Source organism: Acidovorax sp. GW460-11-11-14-LB4 (assembly GCF_059423685.1).
On sequence record NZ_JBWKYJ010000013.1, the window covers coordinates 66,878 to 83,410 of the forward strand.

15 protein-coding genes are annotated in these 16,533 nt (G+C 66.5%); 4 read left to right on the plus strand and 11 right to left on the minus strand.

All coding sequences use genetic code 11. The features are described 5' to 3' along the window. Positions 1-51: 51 nt before the first annotated feature. Entirely contained in the window at positions 52-711 is a 660-nt protein-coding gene (locus AC07X4_RS07675) for a response regulator (protein ID WP_056066148.1), read from the minus strand. Positions 712-914: 203 nt separating this feature from the next. On the opposite strand from AC07X4_RS07675, the gene AC07X4_RS07680 reads away from it, so the two are divergent. After that, entirely contained in the window at positions 915-1,958 is a 1,044-nt protein-coding gene (locus tag AC07X4_RS07680; RefSeq protein ID WP_108496972.1) for an ABC transporter substrate-binding protein, read from the plus strand. Positions 1,959-2,009: 51 nt separating this feature from the next. Here AC07X4_RS07680 and AC07X4_RS07685 read toward each other — a convergent pair whose 3' ends face one another. The 10 genes from AC07X4_RS07685 to AC07X4_RS07730 all read right to left on the minus strand — a co-directional run bounded on the left by AC07X4_RS07685 (position 2,010) and on the right by AC07X4_RS07730 (position 13,441). After that, positions 2,010-3,533, minus strand: a complete 1,524-nt coding sequence (locus AC07X4_RS07685; protein ID WP_494739715.1) for a DegQ family serine endoprotease — start codon at positions 3,531-3,533, stop codon at positions 2,010-2,012. 266 nt (positions 3,534-3,799) lie between these two features. Further along, complete coding sequence (locus AC07X4_RS07690; protein ID WP_494739716.1) at positions 3,800-4,789, minus strand: catalase family protein; 990 nt, start codon at positions 4,787-4,789, stop codon at positions 3,800-3,802. Positions 4,790-4,859: 70 nt separating this feature from the next. Then, the gene (locus AC07X4_RS07695) at positions 4,860-5,972 is read right to left on the minus strand and encodes an aldose epimerase family protein (RefSeq protein ID WP_494739717.1); all 1,113 of its coding nucleotides are present in this window, start codon (positions 5,970-5,972) and stop codon (positions 4,860-4,862) included. A 9-nt stretch (positions 5,973-5,981) separates the two neighbouring features. Beyond that, positions 5,982-6,911: a DMT family transporter gene (locus AC07X4_RS07700; RefSeq protein ID WP_494739718.1), complete on the minus strand. Its 930-nt coding sequence runs from the start codon at positions 6,909-6,911 to the stop codon at positions 5,982-5,984. Positions 6,912-6,994: 83 nt separating this feature from the next. Then, the gene (gene garD / locus AC07X4_RS07705; protein ID WP_494739719.1) at positions 6,995-8,569 is read right to left on the minus strand and encodes a galactarate dehydratase; all 1,575 of its coding nucleotides are present in this window, start codon (positions 8,567-8,569) and stop codon (positions 6,995-6,997) included. 69 nt (positions 8,570-8,638) lie between these two features. After that, positions 8,639-9,931, minus strand: coding sequence for a TRAP transporter large permease (locus tag AC07X4_RS07710; RefSeq protein WP_056066169.1), 1,293 nt, complete (start codon positions 9,929-9,931; stop codon positions 8,639-8,641). Between the two features lie 204 nt (positions 9,932-10,135). Further along, positions 10,136-10,624 (minus strand): TRAP transporter small permease, encoded by a 489-nt coding sequence (locus tag AC07X4_RS07715; protein WP_099729349.1) that lies wholly within the window; start codon positions 10,622-10,624, stop codon positions 10,136-10,138. Positions 10,625-10,713: 89 nt separating this feature from the next. After that, the gene (locus AC07X4_RS07720; protein ID WP_056066174.1) at positions 10,714-11,691 is read right to left on the minus strand and encodes a TRAP transporter substrate-binding protein; all 978 of its coding nucleotides are present in this window, start codon (positions 11,689-11,691) and stop codon (positions 10,714-10,716) included. 41 nt (positions 11,692-11,732) lie between these two features. Further along, complete coding sequence (locus AC07X4_RS07725) at positions 11,733-12,614, minus strand: SMP-30/gluconolactonase/LRE family protein (RefSeq protein ID WP_494739720.1); 882 nt, start codon at positions 12,612-12,614, stop codon at positions 11,733-11,735. An 8-nt stretch (positions 12,615-12,622) separates the two neighbouring features. Beyond that, the gene (locus AC07X4_RS07730) at positions 12,623-13,441 is read right to left on the minus strand and encodes an NAD-dependent epimerase/dehydratase family protein (protein ID WP_260668413.1); all 819 of its coding nucleotides are present in this window, start codon (positions 13,439-13,441) and stop codon (positions 12,623-12,625) included. Positions 13,442-13,563: 122 nt separating this feature from the next. Here AC07X4_RS07730 and AC07X4_RS07735 point away from each other — a divergent pair, with 122 nt between their 5' ends. The 3 genes from AC07X4_RS07735 to AC07X4_RS07745 form a co-directional block, all read left to right on the plus strand. Next, on the plus strand, positions 13,564-14,292 hold the full coding sequence (locus AC07X4_RS07735; RefSeq protein WP_056746871.1) for a FadR/GntR family transcriptional regulator: 729 nt from the start codon (positions 13,564-13,566) through the stop codon (positions 14,290-14,292). Between the two features lie 303 nt (positions 14,293-14,595). After that, positions 14,596-16,035, plus strand: a complete 1,440-nt coding sequence (locus AC07X4_RS07740; protein WP_494739721.1) for an aldehyde dehydrogenase family protein — start codon at positions 14,596-14,598, stop codon at positions 16,033-16,035. 243 nt (positions 16,036-16,278) lie between these two features. After that, positions 16,279-16,533: hypothetical protein (locus tag AC07X4_RS07745; RefSeq protein WP_494739722.1), on the plus strand; the 255-nt coding region annotated here is incomplete at its 3' end.

A 16,533-nucleotide genomic window follows, 5' to 3' on the forward strand; every position in this document is an offset into this window, starting at 1 on the left:
AGCAAAGGCTGTCGTCCCCTTGGGGAGAAGCGGCGAAGCCGCTCAGGGGGGTCATGCCTTCGGCACGAGGTAGCCCACCCCGCGCACGTTCAGCACCAGCTCGGGCCCCAGCTTCTTGCGCAGGCCGTGGATGTAGACCTCCACCGCGTTGCTGCTCACCTCGTCGCCCCAGCCGTAGAGTTTGTCCTCCAGCTGCTGGCGCGACAGCACCATGCCGGGGCGGGCAATGAGCGGCTCCAGCACCGCCCATTCGCGCCCCGACAGCACCACGGGCGTGCCGCGCACGGTGACCTCGCGCGTGGCGGGGTTGATGCTGACGCCCTGGTGTTCATACACCGGCTCGGCACGGCCCGCTGCGCGGCGCAGCAGGGCACGGATGCGGGCCAGCAGCTCGTCCAGGTCGTAGGGCTTGAGCACGTAGTCGTCGGCCCCGGCATCCAGCCCCTCGATGCGCTGCGCCACGGCATCGCGCGCGGTGGCCACCAGCACGGGGGTGCGGTTCTTGCGGGCGCGCAGGTCGCGCAGCACGGTCAGACCATCGCGTTGGGGCAGGCCCAGGTCCAGCAGCACCAGGTCATACGCCTGGGTGCGCAGGGCCGTGTCGGCCGCGTCGCCATCGCGCGCCCAGTCCACCGCGTACTGCTCGGCGCGCAGCAGGTCCAGCACGGCTTCACCGATCATGGAATCGTCTTCAACAAGCAGCAGGCGCATGGCAAGGGGGCAGAAAGGTCGGTCGGTCAGAAGTGCAGGAAATGGGCTGGCTGCCAAGGATAGCGGCGGCATGGGCGCTGGCGCAGCACCGGGCTGCCAGAACGACTTAAATTTGACACATCACTGTCACAATGAAAGCGCCACGCGCACACCGCCCGCCCCAGGGGCCGGGCCACCACCACAAAACACAAGGAGCAAGACCGATGGCGATTCCGATGGCATTCCCCCCTCTCCACCACGTTGCTGCGGCCGTTGCGCTGGCCGCACTGGCTTCCACTAGCGCCCAGGCCCAGGGCGTGGTCAACGCGCTGTGCAGCACCGACGCGCCCTGGTGCGAAGCGGCCGCCAAGGAGTTCACCCGCAAGACGGGCATCAAGGTGAACCAGGCCCACAAGGGCACGGGCGAGATTGCCGCGCAGCTGCGCGCCGAGGCCAACAATCCCAAGACCGACATCTGGTGGGGCGGCACGGGTGACCCCTTCTTGCAGGCGGCGGAGCAGGGCCTGCTGGCCGAATACCGCCCCGCCTATCTGCATGACCTGCATGGCTGGAGCGTGCGCCAGTACGCCATGTCGGGCCACCAGGTGGGGGGCTTTTACAGCTCGGCCATCGGCTTTGGCTACAACACCGAAACGCTCAAGAAGAAAAAGCTGCCGGAGCCGCAGTGCTGGTCCGACGTGATCAAGCCTGCGTACAAGGGCGAGGTGGAAATCTCGCACCCCGCCTCCAGCGGCACGGCCTACACCGTGATCGCGGGGCTGGTGCAGCTGATGGGCGAAGACAAGGCGTTCGACTACCTCAAGGCCTTGCACAAGAACACCACCACCTACACCCGCAGCGGCCAGGCGCAGGCGCCCAACGTGGCCAAGGGCGAGGTGGGTGTGGGCATCACCTTCATGTTCAACTTTGAGAAGTGGAAGGCGGACAAGTACCCGGTGAAAACCCAGGCGCCTTGTGAAGGCACCAGCTACGAGGTGGGCGGCATTGCGCTGGTCAAGGGCGCACGCAACATGGAGAACGCCAAAAAGTACTACGACTGGCTGATGAGCCCCGAAGGCCAGGCCGTGGGCGCCCAGGTGGGCAGCTACCAGGTGCCCGCCAACAAGACCTTCAAGATGGACCCGCGCATCCCGACGCTGGACAACGTGAAGCTCATCAAATACGACTTCGAGAAATACGGCAAGGCCGCCGAGCGCAGGCGCCTGATCGACCGCTGGACCAAGGAAGTGGAGGCGCTGCCGCGCTGATGTGCAGCGCCTGCCGCAGGGCCAGAGCCGACGGCAGGCGCAGGCCATGGATCAGCCCAGGCGCACGGGCACAAAGATCTTGTCGCCGTCGCGCTCAATCAGCAGCGCGACCGACTTGCCCGCCTTGGCCATGGCGGCACGCACCTGCGTGATGTCCTTGATGGGCGCGCCGTTGATGGCCAGCAGCACGTCACCCGGCTGCACACCGGCCGCAGCGGCGGGGCCGCGCGCCTGCTCGATGACCAGTCCCTCATTGAGGCCTGCCGCGCGCCGCTCCTGTGGGTCCAGCGGGCGCAATGACAGGCCCAGTTGGCCCTTGCCCACGGCATCGTCGTTGCGCGCCTGCTTGATCGCCTTGTCGCTGGCGTCGCCCAGGGTGGCGGTCAGCTCCAGCGGCTTGCCCTGGCGCCAAATCGACAGCTTGGCCTGTTGGCCCGGCTGCGCCTGGCCCACCCAGGCGGGCAGGTCGCCCGAGGCGACGATGGGCTGGCCATCCACTTGGCGGATCACGTCGCCCGCCTGCAGGCCGGCCTTCTCTGCGGGGCTGCCCTTGCTGACGCTGGCCACCAGCGCGCCTTCGGGCTTGTCGAGGTTGAACGACTCGGCAAACGCCTGGTTCACCTCTTGCACGGCCACGCCCAGCTGTGCGTGGCGCACCTTGCCGGTGGCAACAATCTGGTCCTTGATCTTGGCCGCCAGCTCGATCGGGATGGAGAACGACACCCCTTGGTAGCCACCCGAGCGGCTGTAGATCTGCGAGTTGATGCCGACCACTTCACCGCGCGCATTGAACAAAGGCCCGCCCGAATTGCCAGGGTTCACCGCCACATCGGTCTGGATGAAGGGCACCAGGCTGTCGTCGGGCAGCGAGCGGCCCTTAGCGCTGACCACACCCGCCGTCACGCTGTTTTCAAAGCCAAAGGGCGAGCCGATGGCCAACACCCATTCACCCACCTGCAGGTCGCGTGTGCTGCCCAGGCGCACGGTGGGCAGGTTCTTGGCGTCGATCTTGAGCACGGCCACGTCGGTCTTGGGGTCAGAGCCCAGCACCTTGGCGCGGAACTCGCGGCGGTCGGTGAGCTTGACGATGACTTCGCTGGCACCCTTGACCACATGGGCGTTGGTCAGCACCAGGCCATCGGGGCTGACGATGAAGCCGGAGCCCTGGCCGTGCGTGGGTACGTTGGGCTGGGCCTGTGGCCCCATGCCGCCCGGAAAACCGAACTGGCGGAAGAACTGGTAGAACGGATCGTTCGGGTCCATCTGCGGCGCCCGGCCCTGGCGCGCGGCGGGCTGGCCTTCGTCTTCGCCGTCGTCATCGGCCATGGCGGCCTTGGTGCTGCCCGTCACGCTGATGTTGACCACCGCCGGGCCGTTTTGCGCGGTGATCTGCGCGAAGCTGGGCAAGGCCCCGCCGGGGGCTGCGGGCGTCTGGGCCACCATGGCGGGGGGCGGTGTCAAGGCACGGGCCTGGTGCCCGGTGATGAGGCCTGCGCCCGTGGCACCCACCGCACCGGCGGCCACCAGGGCCAGGATGAGGCGGCGGGGGGTGGAGGTCAGCGTTGTCGTGTTCATGGTGTGGTGCCTTTCCAATCGGAGTTGCGATGGAGGGCAGTGTGGGCACCAACACTTAGACGAAACTTAGAGCGGCTAACAAAACTCCCTTGGCGTCGTTGTCTCGCCTTGTCGTACTGCTTGTACTGCCTGCGGCGAAACGCCTAGCCAGGGCCGCTTCGCTGAGTTTTGTGAGCCGCTCTCAGACCGGGATTCAACACGCTCACTGTTTTTCTGAGTACCGTGGGGGCTTCCTCACGAAGCGCCCGGTCGCCTCACCCCGCAGGTCACGCAGCGCCACGGCCTTTCTGGCTTTCGAAATACACCACCTTGCGGGCCCGCATCACGTCGCCCAGGGGCCGGTGCGCAGCCAGCGCCTGCCAGGGGTCGAACACGGCGGCCTCCACCTCGGCGGCCAGGGCTGCGTCGGCAGCCGGGTCCTGCCGTGGCAGGGTGAGCCGGGCCACGGTGGTGTAGGGCGTGGGCCAGTCCACGCTGGCGTCTTCAATGGGGGTGGTGGCCTCGTCCACAAAAGGCTGCAGCTGCAGGTCCCACTGCAGGTCTTGTTGGCGCAGGCGGCCGGAGAATTCAGCATCCCAGTCGTGCTGCACCTGCCTGACGGGCGCCCCGTTGGACGCATGGGGCACGAGGCGCACGCGCACGGCATAGGGCCCGCAGGCAATGGGCGCAGCGCTAAACATGGCATGCGATGCAAAGCCGCCAAAGGGCCGCCCAAAGGTCTTGACCGTCTTGGCGATCTGCCGGGCCGCACCCAGCAAGCCATGGCGCTGCACCAGGAACTTGATCAGCGCGCCGCCGCCGTGCGACGCAGCGACCACAAAATCCACAAACTCTGCGCTCTGGGGGAAGGCGAACTTTTCCTGGTTGATGAGCAGGAAGTCCTGGCTTTTTGCGCGCCCGTTGCCCAAGGCAGAGTCGCCCTGCACGCCCCGCACGCTGATCGCAAAGCCCCGGATGTCGGGCTTGTGGTCCGCCGCCTTGTCCATGCCGCCGTTGCTCAGCCGCACCCGCACGTCGTACTGCGCCGGCTGCGCGAACAAGCCCTGGGCCGCAAACGCGGGCAGATCGCCCAGCACCTCCAGACGGCCATACGCGGCGGTCAGCTGCTTGCGGTGCAACCCCCGCCCGGCGCCATATTTTTGCGACTTGCGCGCCTGCAGCTCGGCAAACTGGCGCGCATAGCCCGCAAAGCGCTGCGCTTCATCGGGTGCCACCACTTCTTTCCAGTCGGTGCTGGGGGCGTTGGACATGTGCATGAGCCACCTCGGTTAAAAGCCAGGCGGCATGGTAGCGCGGCACGGGCTTGCCAGGCCAGCCCACCGGCCATCAGCCCCCGATGAAGCGGTACACGATGGCGCCCCGCACCACTTCGCCCGGCAGCCACCAGCGCACCGGAAAGCCCGCGTGGTTGGGCGCATCCGGGTACTCCATGGGCTCCAGGCAGATACCGTCGCCCGGCTGCCACAGCCAGCCGCCCTGCCCCGCACCACGCCCCAAGTCCCGCGCGGGATCGGCCTTGAGGCCGTGGCCTGCATACACCTGCACACCCGGAGCGGTGCTCCACACCTCCATCGCACGGCCGCTCACGGGTTCGCCCAGCAGCGCGGCCAGGCGCAGGCCCGGTGGCGTGATGGATGACGAGGGAGGGGCAAGGGGGGCCGCCTGTTCGTCCAGCACCAGGTAGTGGTCCAGCCCGCCCGCCACGGCCAGCTGCTCATGGGGTGTTGCGATGGCGTCCGCCACAGCGCGGGCTTGGCGGAAGTCGAACGGCGTGCCCTGCACCGCAGCCAGCGCGCCCGTGGGGCACACATCGGCCGCCAGGGGCACATAGCGGCTGGCGGGCACCTGCAGGGTGTGGCCGTGGGTGCTGCCCTGGCCTGCCAGGTTGAAGAACGCATGCCCGGTGAGGTTGAGCACCGTGGGGGCATGGAGCACCTCGGCCGTCCAGGCCATGTGCAGCGCGTTGTCGGTCGTGACCTGCAGGTGGAGCTGCACGCACACCGTGCCGGGCACCCCGTCGTCCTCCGTGCGGAAGGTGTGGCTGAGGGAAAGGGCATCGGCCTGCACATGCTCCACCGCAAACACCTGGAAGCGGCTCCCGCGCGGGCCGCCGTGGTGATGGTGTGGCCCGCTGTTGGTGGGCAGTTGCTGGCGCGATCCATCCGGCAGGGTCAGCGTGCCCGCACGCAGCCGCCCCGCCCAGCGGCCAATGAGTGCGCCCATGGAGAGCTGGCCGTCCAGGTAGCCCTGCAGGCTGTCGTAGCCCAGTGCCACATCGGCCAGGCCGCCCTGCCCGTCGGGCACCGCCACCTGCACCAAGCGGGAGCCGTAGTTGCTCACCGCCACCTGCAGGCCGCCGGGGCTGCGCAGGGTGAACAGGTCGGTACGCTGGCCGTGCAGGTCGCGCTGGAATGCGTCGCGGGAAAGTGTGAAAGCCATGGGCCGAGTCTATTTGGTGGCACTGGCCGTATCGCGCGTGACGAGCCAGATGCCCGCACACACCAGCACCAGGGCCAGCAGGTTTTTCCACTCCCACAGCGCCTCGCCCAAAAACAGTGCCGACAACGCAGCGCCAAAGATCGGCACGGTGAAGTTGAACACCGTGATCTGGCTCACGCGGTTGTGCTTGAGCAGGATGCTCCACAGCGAAAACGCGGCCGACGACAGCAGCGCCAGGTACACCAGCAGCACCGCAGAGCCCCAGGTGAAGCCCGTGAGCGAACCATCCAGCGACCAGCCAATGGCCAACAACGCCACACCGCCCAGGCCCAGCTGCCAGCCCGTCATCACGACGGAATCCATGCGCTGCGACACCTGCTTGCCGTAGATGCTGGCGGCGGCCAGCACAAAGGCGGCGATGACAACGAAGCCCTCGCCCAGCAGCGTGAAGTCCAGGTCCAGCGTGCCACGCCCTAGGTTCACCACCATCACGCCCGCAAAACCCACCAGGCAGCCCCAGAGCTTGGCATGGCTCAGGCGGTCGTTGTGATAGACCCAGTGCGCCAGCAGCACGCTGAAAAACGTGCCCGTAGCATTCATGATGGAGCCCTTGACGCCCGTGGTATGCGCCAGGCCCACGTAGAAGAACACGTACTGCAGCGTGGTCTGTGCCAGGCCCAGCGCTATCAGCTGCCGCCCTGCTGTGAAGCCCAAGCCCCAGATGGCCTTGCGCATGACCACGGCCCAGGCCAGCAAGATCAGCCCGGCGCCCAGAAACCGCCAGCCCGCGAATACGAGCTGCGTAGGGATGTCATTGCGTGAGATGCCGAACCAGGCGTACCCGGTCTTGATGGCGGGGTACGAGCTGCCCCAGAGCAAGCAACACAGCAGCGCCAGCGCCACCACGACCTTGCGGTCAGAAAATCGGGAATGCCCCATGAGATGCGGTCTTTCAAGGACAACAGCCCTTGCAGGCAAGGGCTGTTGAAGAGGGAACACAAAGGGCCTGGGCCCGGCAGGGTTTAGGTGACGGGCGCCGGGTTGAACAGCACCAGCGCGTTGTGCAGTTGCCACTGCTCGGCCCAGGTCTTCTTGCGACCGCTGGCCACGTCGAGCAGCAGGTGAAACATCTCCCAGCCCAGCTGTTCGATGGTGGCTTCGCCATCCGCGATCTTGCCGGCGTTGATGTCCATCAGGTCGTGCCAGCGGCGGGCCAGATCAGTGCGCGTCGCGACCTTGACCACAGGGCACTCGGCCAGACCGTAGGGTGTGCCCCGGCCGGTGGTGAACACGTGCAGGTTCATGCCGGCAGCCAGTTGCAGCGTGCCGCAGATGAAGTCGCTGGCGGGCGTGGCGGCATACACCAGGCCGCGCTGGTCGCGGCGCAGCTTCTCGCCCGGGGCCAGCACATGCGCAATGGGCGCGGTGCCGCTCTTGATGATGGAACCCATGGCCTTCTCGGCGATGTTGGACAAACCGCCCGCCTTGTTGCCCGGCGTGGTGTTGGCCGCGCGGTCCACACGGCCCCGGTCCAAATAGCGGTCGTACCAGCCCAGCTCCCGCACGATAGCGTCAGCCACTTCGGGCGTGGCTGCGCGGCTGGTGAGCTGCTCCACCGCGTCGCGCACTTCGGTGTTCTCGCTGAACATCACCGTGGCGCCCGCGCGCACCAGCAGGTCGGCGCAGAAGCCCACGGCCGGGTTGGCGGTGACGCCCGAGAACGCATCGCTGCCACCGCACTGCACACCCAGCACCAGCTCGCTGGCGGGTATGGTCTCGCGGCGGCGGGCGTTCAGGCGCTCCAGGTGCGGGCGCGCGCTTTGCACGATGTGGTCGAGCATGGACATGAAGCCCACATGCTCGTCGGCCTGCAGGCACACCGTCTCGGGGCCCAGCGCCGCGTCGCGCTCGTCGGTGATGGGGAAGCTGCCCGGGGGCAGCAGGCGGTCGGGCTGCAGCTTTTCGCAGCCCAGGCTGACCACCATGACCTCGCCCCCAAAGTTGGGGTTGAGGCTGATGTTGCGCAGCGTGCGGATGGGGATGATGGCGTCGGGCGCGTCAATCGCCACGCCGCAGCCGTAGGTGTGCTCCAGGCCGATCACGTCGTCCACATGGGGAAACAAAGGCAGCAGCTCGGCCTTGATGCGGCGCACAGCCTGCGCCACGACACCCGCCACGCACTGCACGGTGGTGGTGATGGCCAGGATGTTGCGCGTACCCACCGAGCCATCGGCGTTGCGGTAGCCCTCGAAGGTATAGCCCGTGAGAGGTTCAAGCACCGGGGGCTTCACCGTGGCCATGGGCAGGCCTTCGAGCGCGCGGGCCGAAGGCATCTGCAGCAGGCGCTCGTGCACCCCGCTGCCCGCCTCGATGTCCTTGAGCGCATAGCCGATGGGCACGTTGTAGCGGCGCACCACACCGCCTTCGGGGATGTCCGCCAGCGCCACCTTGTGGCCCTGCGGCACCTTGTCGCGCAGCGTGATGCCAGCGCCCGGCACACCGTCTGGCAACAGGGTGCCCGCAGGCAGGCCACCGTCGTTGGCGACGATGGCGACGTTGTCCTGGGCATGCATGCGGATGGTGAGAGCTTGTCGCATAGGTCCGTTCAATTCACAAGGTACGCGGGTTTCAATCCGCCCGGTGGCCGAGCCATCACTCCTGCCGGGTCAGCCCCCGCCCTTGAGCACCAGGTCTGGCAGCCACATCGAGAACTGGGGCACATAGGTCACCAGCATCAGCGCCACGATGAGCGCACTGTAGAACGGCCAGATGGTCTTCATCACCTCGCCCACCGACACGCCCCCGATGGTGCAGCCGATGAACTGCGTGGTGCCCACGGGAGGAGTGTTCAGGCCCAGCGCGCAGTTGATCAGCATGACGATACCGAACTGCTCCGTGCTCATGCCGAACTGCTGGCAGATCGGCAAAAAGATGGGCGTGCAGATGAGGATGGTGGCCGCCATGTCGAGAAAGGTGCCCAGCACGAACAGGATGATGTTCACCGACAGGAAGATCACCCAGGGCGAGGTGCTCATGGACTTGAGCGCATCACCCGTGAGCTCGGCCACACCGTAGAGGCCGATGAGGTAGCCGAACATCGACGAGATGCCGATGAGCAGCAGCACTGTGCCCGTGGTCTTGACGGCCTTGGACGCGGCCTTGAGGAACTGCTCGCGCGTGAGCTTCTTGTAGACGAAGACCGACAGAATCAGCGCCCACAGCACTGCGACCGACGCCGACTCGGTAGCGGTGAACGCCCCCGACAAAATGCCTGCAATGATGATGACCACCACGGCCAGGCCCGGGACCGAGGCGCGGAACGAGATCCACACAATCTCCCAGCCCGGGAAGGTGCCTGCGGGGTAGCCGCGCTTGACAGCCACGAAGTAGGCGGCAGCCAGGTTGCAGATGGTCAGCAACAGGGCCGGCACGATGCCTGCAAGGATCAGCGCCGCAATACTCACCTTGCCCCCAGCCGCCAGCGTGAAGATGATGAGGTTGTGCGAGGTGGGCATGAGCGCGCCCACCAGCGAGGCGTGGGTGGTCACGTTCACCGCGTAGTCAGCGTGGTAGCCCTCCTTCTTCATCTGCGGGATGAGCACGGCGCCCATGGCCGACACGTCGGCCACCGGCGAGCCCGAGACACCGCCAAACAGCGTGCAGGCCAGCACATTGCTCATGCCCAGGCCGCCACGCACATGGCCCGCCACGCTCTTGGCAAAGTTGACGATGCGGTCGGCAATGCCGCCGTACATCATGATCTCGCCGGCAAAGATGAAGAACGGGATGGCCAGGAACGAGAACGGGTTCATGCCCGAAATCATTTGCTGGAAACCCACGGCCAGGGGCAGGCCTTCGTACAGGATGGTGGCCAGCGAGGACAGGCCGATCGAGAAGGCCACGGGCACGCCCAGCAGCAGCAATAGCGTGAAGCTCACGCACAGGATGGTCAACGCCATGATGGTGATGGAATTTTTATGAAGACGTTTTAGGGGCGGGCTTAGAGGCTGGGAATTCTTTGGCCGTGCCCGAAAGGCGCGCCAAAACGTCCCGGATCTAGGCGCAAAGCGCAGCCATAGCCAGTGCTATGGCGAGCATTTGCAACGACGAGCCGGGGTGTTTTGGCGTGCAAGGCGGGCATGGACAAGGGATTCCCAGTCTCTTTAGTGCCAGGCGGGCTCTACTTCCGTGCCACGCAGGATGGCGATGATGTGTTCCAGCGAGAACATGGCCACCAGCACGCCAGCCATGGCGGGCGGCACGTACTTGAAGGCTTCGGAGATGCCCAGCGTGGGGATCTTGTACGGTGCCACCGATTCGGCCAGCACGCCGCAGTTCCAGGCCATGACGATGCCGAACAGCAGCACCAGCGCGTGGATCAGCAGCTCGAGCTTGGTGCGCAACCAATCGGGCGCCAGCACCAGGAACGATTCGAGACCGATGTGGCCCGCATCACGCACGCCCACAGCCATGCCCAGCATGGTCACGTAAAGCACCAGCAGCACCGCGCCGCTCTCGGCCCAGGTGGGAGTGTCATTGAAGATATAGCGGCCTATGACCTGGTAGAGCACGGCACAGACCAGCAGGACCAGCCCTCCCACCCCGAGCTTCAGGCAGGCGCGCGCAATGAAAGCGCAGAGTCGCGTGTACATAGTGGACATTCAAAAACAACAACAACTGGAAACGGGCAGGCGGCGGGCTGTTCCCGGTCCCGCCTGCCCTGGAGACTCTGGCTTCTGGCTTATTGCACCGCGTCGATGCGCTTGACCATGTCCTGCAGCTTGGGGTCCTTGAGGAACTTGTCGTACACCGGTTTCATGGCAGCCTTGAAGGCCACCTTGTCGATATCCACCACCTGCGCGCCGCCAGCCTTCACCGTGGCCAGGGATTTCTCTTCGCGCTCGTCCCAGATCTTGCGCATGTAGCCCACCGACTCCTTGGCGGCGGCGCGGATGGCCTTCTGGTCGTCAGCGCTCAAGGTGTCCCACACCCGCTTGCTGAACAAGAGGATCTCGGGCGCCATGGAATGCTCGGTCTTGTTGAAGTATTTGGCGACTTCGAAGTGGCGCGAGCTTTCGTAGCTGGGGTAGTTGTTTTCTGCAGCGTCCACCAGGCCGGTCTTGAGCGCGGTGTAGACCTCGCCGAACGGCATGGGGGTGGCGTTGGCGCCCATGGCTTCGAGCAGGGACACCCACAGGTCGCTCTGCTGCACGCGCACCTTCAGGCCCTTGACGTCGGCCAGGGTCTTGATGGGCTTCTTGACGGTGTAGATCGAGCGTGCGCCGCTGTCATAGAACGCCAGGCCCACGAAGCCCTGCGATTCGCAGTCCTTCAGGATCTCGTCGCCAATGGCGCCATCCAGCACCTTGCGCATGTGCTCCTTGTCGCGGAACAGGAAGGGCATGGTGGGCACCATGGTGGCGGGGCAGATGTTGTTCATGGGCGCGACGTTCACGCGCGTCATGGCAATCGCCCCCAGCTTGGTCTGCTCGATGGTGTCCTTCTCGATGCCAAGCGACCCCTTGGCGTAGACCTTGATGCTGTGCTTGCCACCGGTGGCCTTGGACAGCGTCTCGCCCATGTGGCGCACGGCCAGCACGGTGGGATAGTCCTCGGGGTGGATGTCCGACGAGCGGAACTCGGTGGCCTGCGCGGCCAGGCTGCCGAGCAAGATGCCAGCGGCAATGGCCACGCGGCCAAAGAGGTGTGGAACGTTCATGGTGCTTTGTCTCCGGGGTTGAATCGGTTGGGGTGCCGCGCTCACGCGGGCGGGTACGGGGCCTCTGCGAGCCCTTGGGCGCCCGGGCGGGTCACGAAGACCGCGCCGCCGTGGGCCACATCGTTGCCCTGCGGCTGGCCGGGGCGGATGGAGGTGATGAAAAGCAGGTCCATGTCGGGCCCGCCAAAACTGCACATCGAGGGCTTGCTGACCGGCAGGGCCAGCGAGCGGTCCAGCACGCCCGATGGGGTGAAGCGATGCACCATGCCAGCGTCGTTGGCGCAGATCCAGTAGCAGCCATCGGTGTCGATGGCCGCACCGTCCGGCCGGCCGGGCAGCTCGCGCATATCCACCAACAGACGGCGCGGCCCCAGGCTGCCGTCTTCGTGCAGGTCCAGCGACCATATCTTTTGCACGCTGGGGTGGCTGTCGCTGAGGTACATGGTGGCGCCATCGGGGCTGAACGCCAGGCCGTTCTGGGTGACCAGGCCTTCGATCAGCGGCGCCGAGAGGCCGCGCGCGTCCTGCCGGTACAGGCCTCCAGCGGGTTGCGCCAGCGACATGTCGCGCACCATGGTGCCGGCCCAGAAGCGCCCCTGGCGGTCACAGCGCCCGTCGTTGAAGCGCATGCCAGCTTGCGGGTGCTGCACGGCAGAGATGAGGGTGCAGGCCAGGGTGCCGTCATCGGCAGGCTGCAGGTGGAATATGCCCGTGTCCATGCCGGCGATGAGCCCGCCGCTGGCATGCAGCGCAATGCAGGCCAGCCGCTCCGGCGTCGCCCAGCTCATCAGTTGCCGGTCGGCCCAGCGCAGGCGGCGCAGCGCGCGGCCTTCGATGTCCACCCAGTACAGCACCTGCTCGGCCGTGCTCCACAGGGGGCTTTCGCCCACCTGGTCCTGGTGGTGAGGCAACAGGAGTTCCATGGACCCACTCACTCGAACGGACCGGTGCGCACAAACGGCCCACCCTGGTAGATCACGGCCGGGTCCGTCAGGTCCGGCTGCGGGTCTGCAGCCTCCACCTTGGCGCGGAAGGGCTCGGAGCTGTCCTGCGGGCGGTAGCCGATGTGGCGGGCGAGTGTGTTGTCCCACCAGGTGGTGGTGTTGTCGCCCATGCCATAGATGATGCTGTGGCCCACCACCGGCGCTGTGAGGCTGGCCACGACCAGGCGCTCCAGGTCGTCGTAGCTCATCCAGGTGGCCAGCATCCGGCGGTTGCGCGGCTCGGGGAAGGAGGAGCCGATGCGCAGGCACACGGTTTCGATGCCGTAGCGGTCAAAGTAGAAGCGCGAAAGGTCCTCGCCAAACGCCTTGGACAGGCCATACAGGCCATCGGGCCGCGCTGGGTCGCGCAGGCCCACCACTTCGTCCTGGCGGTAAAAGCCGGTCACATGGTTGGAGCTGGCAAACACCACGCGCTTGACGCCTTGCTTGCGAACGGCCTCATAGAGGTTGTAGGCGCCAATGATGTTGGCCTGCAGGATGGGGTCCCAGGGCTGCTCGGTGGACACGCCGCCCAGGTGCACCACAGCGTCCACCCCATCCAGCAGCGGCAGCATGGCGCTGGCGTCCTCCAAGCGCGCAGGGCGCAGCTCTTCGCCGGGCGACTCGCTGCCCAGGTCGGCCACATCCGACAGGCGCAAGGTGGTGCAGTACGCCTTCAGGCGCGTGCGCAATTCACGCCCCAGCCCCCCGGCGGCCCCGGTCAGTAACAAGCGTTGAAAACGGATCGATGTCGGGTGACAGGGCATGGCTTTTGGGGAGGTTCTTGGTACAGTGGCGTTACAAGCGGTTGAACGTCATCAGTTGTCATACAACGAGGAGGCAATGTACTCCTTTCAACCCGTCCAACACATAGGGATAACACCGAGACATGAGCACCGACATCGCCCCACGCCGCAAGCCCCGCACCCTGGCCCTGGAGCTGGTGGACTCCCTGGGTGACCGCATCCGCGACGGGCGCCTGGCACTGGGCGACAAGCTGCCCACCGAGGCCGCGATCATGGCCGAATTCAACGTCAGCCGCACGGTGGTGCGCGAGGCCATTTCCAAGCTGCAGGCGTCGGGCCTGGTGGAGACACGGCACGGCATCGGCACGTTTGTGCTGGGCCTTGGGCAGGCCCCGGGCTTCAAGATCACGCCCGACCAGTTCAGCACCCTGCGTGACGTGATTGCGGTGCTGGAACTGCGCATCGGCGTAGAAACCGAGGCCGCCGCGCTGGCCGCGCAGCGCCGCACGCCCGCCAACCTCAAGACCATGCGCGAGGCGCTGGACACTGTGGCGGCGGCCGTGGACGCCGGGCGCGACGCGGTGGCGGCGGACTTCCAGTTCCATCTGGAGATCGCCCGCGCCACGCAGAACAGCCACTTCGCCGAGCTGATGGGCACATTGGGCAGCATGATCATTCCGCGCGCGCGGCTGGATTCGGTCGAAGCCCCCAACGACGAACGCAGACAGTACCTGCGCCGGGTCAATGGCGAGCACGAGAGCATCTACGACGCCATCGTGGGCCAGGACCCCGACGCAGCCCGTGCAGCCATGCGCACCCACCTGGCCAACAGCCGTGAACGCCGGCGCCGTGCACAGGCCGAGGCTGGCTGAAGGCTAGGGGTCGTGTCGATGCGCCCCACCCCATGCGCCCACCTGTCGCCCTGCGGGTCCGAGGCACCCGGCGGGCCCAGGTGGCAGGAAGTGATCCCATGAGTAGTTACCCGGGGTGCTCAAAAGTGCACTTATGTTGTACGATGACATACAACAATAAATCCGCAGCGGCCATGCCATGGCGTACGGCCTTGCCTGAATGGGCAGCCCCTGTGGCGGCCAGCGCTCCTGGCCACGCGATCACGGCACCGGGGCTGTGATTCGAATTTCTTCAACCACCCACCCTTTCACACCACCACCGCCATGCACGCAAACCTGATCGCCGGCAACTGGACCGAAGGCGTCCGCACGTACCAGAACACCAACCCCTCCGACACGCGCGACGTGATCGGCGACTACGCCGTGGCCAGCCGCGAGCAGGCGCTGGAGGCTGTGGCCGCAGCGCACGCGGCCTTTCCGGCATGGAGCCTGTCCACGCCCCAGCAGCGCTTTGACATCCTGGACGCGGTGGGCAACGAGATCATCGCCCGCAAGGCCGAGCTGGGCGACCTGCTGGCCCGCGAAGAAGGCAAGACTCTGCCCGAAGCCATCGGCGAAGTGGGCCGTGCCGCTGCCATCTTCAAGTTCTTTGCCGGCGAGGCGCTGCGCCCCGGCGGCGAGCTGATCCCCTCCGTGCGCCCCGGCGTGGGCATCGAGATTACACGCGAACCCCTGGGCACCATCGGCATCATCACGCCGTGGAACTTCCCCATCGCCATCCCGGCCTGGAAGATCGCGCCCGCATTGGCCTACGGCAACACGGTGGTGTTCAAGCCCGCCGAGGTGGTGCCCGGCTCTGCCTGGGCGCTGGCTGACATCCTGCACCGTGCGGGCCTGCCCGCTGGTGTGTTCAACCTGGTGATGGGCCGGGGTTCGGACGTGGGCGCCGTGCTGCTCGAAGACGAGCGCATTGCGGGCGTGAGCTTTACCGGCTCGGTCGGCACCGGTCAGCGCGTGGCAGCGGCCTGCGTGCCACGTGGCGCCAAGGTGCAGCTGGAGATGGGCGGCAAGAACCCGTTTGTGGTGCTGGACGACGCGGACCTGAACGTGGCCGTGGGCGCGGCCATCAACAGCGGCTTCTTCTCCACCGGCCAGCGCTGCACCGCCAGCAGCCGCGTGATCGTGACCGAAGGCATCCACGACCGCTTCGTGGCCGCCATGGTCGAGAAAATGAAGACCCTGAAGGTGGATGACGCACGCAAGACCGGCACCGACATCGGCCCCGTGGTGGACGACCGCCAGCTCGCACAAGACCTGGAATACATCGGCATCGGCCAGCAGGAAGGCGCCAAGCTGGCCTTTGGCGGCGAAGCACTGGAGAAGAACGCCGACGGAGCCCCGGGCTACTACCTGCGCCCCGCCCTGTTCACCGAGACCACGCCCGGCATGCGCATCAACCGCGAAGAAATCTTCGGCCCCGTGGTGAGCGTGTTGCGCGCCAAGAACTACGAAGAGGCGCTGGCCCTGGCCAACGACACGCCCTTCGGCCTGGCCAGCGGCATTGCCACCACCAGCCTCAAGCACGCCACGCACTTCAAGCGCCACGCCCAGGCCGGCATGGTGATGGTGAACCTGCCCACAGCGGGCGTGGACTACCACGTGCCGTTCGGCGGCCGCAAGAGCAGCAGCTACGGCCCGCGCGAGCAGGGGCGCTACGCGGCAGAGTTCTACACCACGGTGAAGACCGCGTACACGCAGGCCTGAGGCGGGCGCGACACGAGCCTGCGCCCGCGACGCCACTCCAGCCCCGGAGTGGCGGGGCCAGGCGCCTGCACCGCGCTGCGCGCACGGGCACCGCACAGGTCATTCTCAAGCGGTTTTTCAGCCGAATCGGCCGCAAGCGCTAGTGAACCATGTGCCGATAGCTATTATTTGTATAGCAACAACAATTCAGCTGCTCTGCGCCGCTGATTCCGGCCACGACGGCAGCCGCTATCATCGCGCCCCATGACCGCCCTCCGAACCTTCTCTGCGCTGCGCCTGTGGGTGCTCGCATGGTTCGTGGCGTCGATGGGGGTGGCCATTGCATCGCCGCTGGTGCACCCCCAGGCCTTTGAGGTGATCTGCTCGGGCGCTGGCACCATCAAGCTGCTGGTGCAGACCGACGATGGCACCGTTGAAATGGGCGCGATGGGCATGGACTGCCCGCTGTGCTCCACCCCCAGCGCCCCGCCCCCCACACCGGTCGCCGCCGTGCTGCCG